This is a genomic window from Fusobacterium sp. (genome assembly GCF_029258315.1).
Classification (GTDB): domain Bacteria; phylum Fusobacteriota; class Fusobacteriia; order Fusobacteriales; family Fusobacteriaceae; genus Fusobacterium_B.
In genome coordinates, this window is the sequence record NZ_JARHZE010000016.1 from 1 (window position 1) to 5340 (window position 5340).

At 29.4% G+C, this 5340-nt stretch carries 7 protein-coding genes and 1 other annotated feature; all 7 genes read right to left on the minus strand.

From position 1 onward, the window contains the following. Positions 1-121 precede the first annotated feature (121 nt). A complete protein-coding gene (gene rplT / locus Q1J48_RS01320; protein ID WP_300360669.1) occupies positions 122-472 on the minus strand; it encodes a 50S ribosomal protein L20 in 351 nt (116 codons plus the stop codon). Between the two features lie 38 nt (positions 473-510). Beyond that, complete coding sequence (gene rpmI / locus Q1J48_RS01325; RefSeq protein WP_177160085.1) at positions 511-720, minus strand: 50S ribosomal protein L35; 210 nt, start codon at positions 718-720, stop codon at positions 511-513. 29 nt (positions 721-749) lie between these two features. Next, complete coding sequence (gene infC / locus Q1J48_RS01330) at positions 750-1262, minus strand: translation initiation factor IF-3 (RefSeq protein WP_300330572.1); 513 nt, start codon at positions 1260-1262, stop codon at positions 750-752. A gap of 15 nt (positions 1263-1277) precedes the next feature. Then, positions 1278-1404, minus strand: a sequence feature (ribosomal protein L20 leader region). A 37-nt stretch (positions 1405-1441) separates the two neighbouring features. Then, positions 1442-2026: a nucleotidyltransferase family protein gene (locus tag Q1J48_RS01335; protein WP_300330574.1), complete on the minus strand. Its 585-nt coding sequence runs from the start codon at positions 2024-2026 to the stop codon at positions 1442-1444. Further along, complete coding sequence (locus Q1J48_RS01340) at positions 2026-4302, minus strand: xanthine dehydrogenase family protein molybdopterin-binding subunit (protein ID WP_300360670.1); 2277 nt, start codon at positions 4300-4302, stop codon at positions 2026-2028. Before Q1J48_RS01340 ends, Q1J48_RS01335 begins: the two co-directional genes overlap by 1 nt. Then, positions 4302-4766 (minus strand): (2Fe-2S)-binding protein, encoded by a 465-nt coding sequence (locus Q1J48_RS01345; RefSeq protein WP_300330577.1) that lies wholly within the window; start codon positions 4764-4766, stop codon positions 4302-4304. The genes Q1J48_RS01340 and Q1J48_RS01345 overlap by 1 nt, the downstream gene beginning before the upstream one ends. Continuing rightward, a partial coding sequence (locus Q1J48_RS01350) for an FAD binding domain-containing protein (protein ID WP_300360671.1) occupies positions 4766-5340 on the minus strand: 575 nt, incomplete at its 5' end. The genes Q1J48_RS01350 and Q1J48_RS01345, both read right to left, overlap by 1 nt.

Consider the following 5340-nt stretch of genomic DNA (forward strand, 5'->3'; position numbering starts at 1 on the left):
TTTTTGACTTAAGCAATAATTTAATTAGTATAAGTATACTACTTGATTATCAAATAATCAACTATTTTTGATAAAAAAAAAGACAGATTACTCTGTCTTTAAATTTACTAATTAATTTATATTATAATGCAGCTTTTGCAGATTCTGCTAATTTTGCAAATCCTTCAGCATTGTTTAAAGCCATATCAGCTAAAACTTTTCTATCTAAAAGGATTCCAGCTTTTTTAAGACCATTCATAAATGTAGAGTAAGTCATTCCGTTTAATCTTGCTCCAGCGTTTATTCTTATGATCCATAATTGTCTCATTTTTCTTTTGTTAACTTTTCTATCTCTTGTAGAGTAAGCCATAGCTCTCATAACAGCTTGTTTAGCTTGTTTTATAACGTCACCAGATGCTCCTCTAAATCCTTTAGCAGCTTTTAAAACTTTTTTATGTTTTCTTCTTCTTACTATTCCAGTTTTAACTCTCATTATTATCCTCCTCTAATTTATCTATTCCCGAAAATCGATTATCTTCCTACTCCGTATGGTAATAATCTTACCATAGCTGTTTTGTGAACGTTATCTAAAATTACAAAGTCTTTTTTCATTCTATTTTTTCTTTTTCTAGTTTTTTTAGTTAATATATGGCTTTTTCCTGAGTGTTTAGCAACATATTTCCCTTTTCCTGTTACTTTGATTCTTTTAGCTGTTCCTCTATGAGTTTTCATTTTTGGCATTTTTGTGTTCCTCCTCTCAAATTACAAACCTATTTTTTTAATGATAACAATAAATGCTTTTGTGCATCTTTATATCTTTTTTCAACTTCAGCAAATCCATCAAATTTACTTGCTACATCATCAAGAAGTTCAATTCCCATATCTTCGTAGCTTCTTTCTCTTCCGAATTGTACTAAAGTAACTTTAACTTTATTATCTTTTTCTAAGAATTTTTTGATACTATTTATTTTTGTTTCTAAATCGTGAGTATCTATTCTTGTTCTTAATTTTACTTCTTTAACAACAACTTGTTTTTGCTTTTTCTTAGCATCTTTAGCTTTTCTTGTTTGCTCATATTTATATTTTCCAAAATCCATAATTTTACAAACAGGAGGAGCAGCGTTTGGAGAAATCTCTACTAAATCAAGATTTTCTTTTCTAGCCACCTCTAAAGCCTCATTAGCTGTCATTATCCCTAATTGTTCACCAGAATTAGAAATTATTCTAAATTCTTTACCTTTTATTTTTTCATTAATTCTAATTTTGTCAGAAATAGCCGACACCTCCTAAAATAAAATCGTTATATAAAAAAACGAGGTCACACTAACCCCGTTATAAAATCAAAATAATTATTATTTTAATTACTCATAACCTTATAAAAGCTTAAGCCTGTAAGGTGAGAAACGGGTGTTTCTTCTTTTCTTCATTAACTTAATCAGTATACTATATTTTTCTTTTTTTGTCAAGAAATTTTATTAAAAAAATCTATATCTTCCAATTCTTTTTCATTAAAAATTTCAAAACAATAGGTGTCATCAAGATTTTGTTTTATTATTTTTTTTCCTCCAATATCTCCTCTTAATTTTTTTAAGCCCTCAACATATTTTTGAGAAAAAATACAGGGATTTCCCATTCTTCCTTTAAAGGATAAAGTTCCTATCTCTTTTGATTGTTTAAAAAAACTTTCTATAAAATTTTTTAAAGTAAGAAATTTCATATAAGGTTGATCACAAACCATAAACATTATATAGTCAGATTTATTTTTTTCCCACTCTTTTAATCCTAAAATAAGTGAGGAGGAAATTCCATCCTCACTTTTAAAATTTTCAACATATATCATTTTTTTATTTTCAATATAATTTTTTATTTCACTATATTTTGAAACAACTACTATGTTTTCTATCTCTTTATTAAAATGTTCCTTTAATTTTTCAACTAAATCCACAGAGTACTCAAACATTCTTTTGCCATCTATTTTATATAAAAGTTTATTACTTCCAAATCTCTTACTATTTCCAGCACAAAGTAAAATTATTTGAAGTTTCATTATAATTTTTTCATTCCCATATAAACTTTTTCTGGAGTTATTGGTAATTCTCTTATTCTTACTCCAACAGCATTATAAACAGCATTAGCAATAGCAGGTGATGAAGTATTTATAACAACCTCTCCTATTGATTTTATTCCAAATGGACCACTTGGTTCATAGCTACTTTCAAAGTCAACTTCAACAGTACCTACATCCATTCTTGTTGGTATTTTATACTGCATAAATGATTGTGTCTGTAAATTTCCTCTATCTGTATAAACTACATCCTCATATAATGCCATTCCTATTCCTTGAACTATTCCTCCCTCTGCTTGAATTTTTGCAAGATTTGGATTTACAACAGTTCCACAGTCAACAACAGCTTTATAATTTATAAGTTCAACCTTTCCTGTTTCTTTATCAACTTCAACCTCTGCTATACCTACCATATAAGGTGGTGGAGAGACCTTTGAAGAATGTGATTCACTAGCATATAGGATATTATTGTTATTACATAGTGCTTTGTTTGCTAAATCTTTTATAGAAATTTCTTTTTTGTTTTCTAAATCATATACCCTTTTTCCGTCAAACTCAACATCTTCAATCTTAGATCCAATATACTGAGCCCCTACTGTTTTTATCTTTTCTATTAATTTCTCACAAGTTTTTACAACTGCCATTCCTGTTAAATATGTTGTACTTGAAGCATAAGATCCAGAATCATATGGAGATACATCTGTATCAACTCCCTGAGTTACTATATTATCAACACTACACTCTAAACATTCAGCAGCTATTTGAGCGAGTACAGTATCACAACCTGTTCCCATATCTGTTGCTCCTACCATTAAGTTATAAAATCCATCATCTCCAACTTTAATAGCAACTGATCCTATATCTATATTAGTTATTGAAGATCCTTGCATAGAAAATCCTAAACCTACTCCTCTAACTTTTCCATTTCCCATATCACGACAAGGATATTTATTATCCCAGTCTATCATCTCTTTTGCTCTTGCTAAACACCTATCAAGGGCACAACTATTGGCAGTTTCTCCATAGTAAGCTGGCATGAAATCTCCCTCTCTTACCATATTTTTCTCTCTTAACTCTATTGGATTCATCCCTAATTTTTCTGCCAATTCATCAATTATTGATTCTATTGCAAATATTCCTTGAGTAGCTCCATATCCTCTATAAGCTCCAGCAGACATAGTATTTGTATAAACTACATCAAAAGAAAATCTATATGATTTTGCTTTACTATATAAAGGTATAGATTTATGTCCACTAAGTCCAACTGTTGTAGGTCCATGTTCTCCATAAGCTCCAGTATTTGAAAGTGTGTATAAATCAATAGCTTTTATTACTCCATCTTTAGTAGCTCCAATCTTTACAGTTACTTCCATCTCATGTCTTGGGCTTGAAGCTGTTTGATTTTCCTCTCTAGTAAATATTAATTTTGAATTTCTTCCAGTCATATAAGTTACAAAAGCTGGATAAACTTCTACAATAGCACTTTGTTTAGCTCCAAATCCTCCACCTATTCTTGGTTTTATAACTCTTACTTGAGATTTAGGAATATCTAATGCATTAGAAACTATTCTTCTTACATGGAAAGGTATCTGTGTTGAAGAAACAATATTTAATCTTCCAAACATATCCTTTGTGGCATAAGCTCTAAATGTTTCCATTGTAGCTTGTTGGTTTGCTTTTGTATGATAACTATTTTGTAATACAACATCACACTCTTTAAAAACTTCTTCAATATTTTCATCTCCATCAACTGCATGAGAACATAGGTTTCTTTTATTATCTGCACCTACTGGACAAAGAGATTTCCAGTTTTCTTCTGGATGTATCAAAATTTTATTATCCTTAGCTTTTTTAAAATCTAAAATAGATTCTAAAACTTGATATTTTACTTTTATTAATTTCATAGCCTTTTCAACTGCTTTTTCATTTTCTCCAGCAATTATGGCTACTACATCTCCAACATATCTAAGTCTTTTATCTAAAATCAATCTATCATATGGACTTGGCTCTGGATAAGTTTGTCCTGCCATAGTAAATCTTTTATTTGGCACATCTTTATAAGTAAAAATACTATGTATCCCCGGAACTTTTTTAGCTATTTCTACATTTATTTCTTCTATTAAAGCATGAGCATGAGGACTTCTTAAAAGTTTTATCACTAAACAATCACTTGGAGCAATATCGTCAGTATACACAGGCTTTCCTGTTACTAATGCCATTGCATCTTTTTTTATAACTGAAGTATTTATAACTTTCATTATTTTATCCCCCCTTTTTTATAATCTAAAAATTTTTTTACTGCTCTAAATTGTCCCATATATCCAGTACATCTACATAAATTTCCTACCAAATATTCTTTTATATCTTCATCAGTAAATTCTTTTAACTCTCTTACCATTGCAAGTACATTCATTATAAAACCAGGATTACAATACCCACATTGATCTGCTCCCTCTTCTGCCATAAATTTTCCAAACTCTTTTGCCTCTTCTTGTAGCCCCTCAAGAGTTGTTACTTTTTTTCCATTTGCTCTAACAGCTAAAACAGTACAAGAAAGAACTGGTTTTTCATCTATCCAAAGGGTACAAAGTCCACAGTTTGATGTTTCACAACCTCTTTTTACACTTAAACACCCTTTACTTCTTACATATTCAAGTAATGGAGTATCTGGTTCTATTTCATCTTCTATTTTTTTCCCGTTAAGCCAAAAATTTATTTTCATTATTTCTCCTCCACTAATTTTTTTAAAGTTCTTTTTACTAAAATTTCTGTAAGATGTTTTCTGTATTCTCCACTTGCTCTCATATTATTATCAAATTTTAAATTTCCGCTAACATATTTTGCAAATCTTTCAATACTCTCCTCTGAAAAATCTTCCAAGGTATTTTCAACTATCTTAGCTTTATATGGTCTTGCTCCAATACTTGCAAAAACTTTTTTATCTTCTAATAAAGCTACCCCGCAAGTTAAAACTGGAAAATCTGTCGCTTGATTTCTAAAAGAAGAATATCCAACTTTTCTTTTAGATTTTTTTATAATAATATTTACTAAAATATCATCATCGTACTTCATATCTATAAATTCTTTTAACGATATAATTCCACCTTTATACATCTCCACATAAGAATCTAAAGTAAGTAGTGATGTTAATATATCTGAAAATCCAAATCTACTATAAATACTTCCACCTATTGTTACACTATTTCTAAATTGTACCCCAACAATATGTTTTAAACTTTCTTTTATAGCTCCATCTGTTAATTTTTCTAAAGATTCATTTTTTTCTATCTCTCTTA

What these genes read in the sequence shown, in the direction of transcription:
- rpmI (WP_177160085.1), bottom strand. Translation starts at nt 720, where the DNA reads ATGCCAAAAATGAAAACTCATAGAGGAACAGCTAAAAGAATCAAAGTA.
- Q1J48_RS01335 (WP_300330574.1), bottom strand. Translation starts at nt 2,026, where the DNA reads ATGAAACTTCAAATAATTTTACTTTGTGCTGGAAATAGTAAGAGATTT.
- Q1J48_RS01345 (WP_300330577.1), bottom strand. Translation starts at nt 4,766, where the DNA reads ATGAAAATAAATTTTTGGCTTAACGGGAAAAAAATAGAAGATGAAATA.
- rplT (WP_300360669.1), bottom strand. Translation starts at nt 472, where the DNA reads ATGAGAGTTAAAACTGGAATAGTAAGAAGAAGAAAACATAAAAAAGTT.
- Q1J48_RS01340 (WP_300360670.1), bottom strand. Translation starts at nt 4,302, where the DNA reads ATGAAAGTTATAAATACTTCAGTTATAAAAAAAGATGCAATGGCATTA.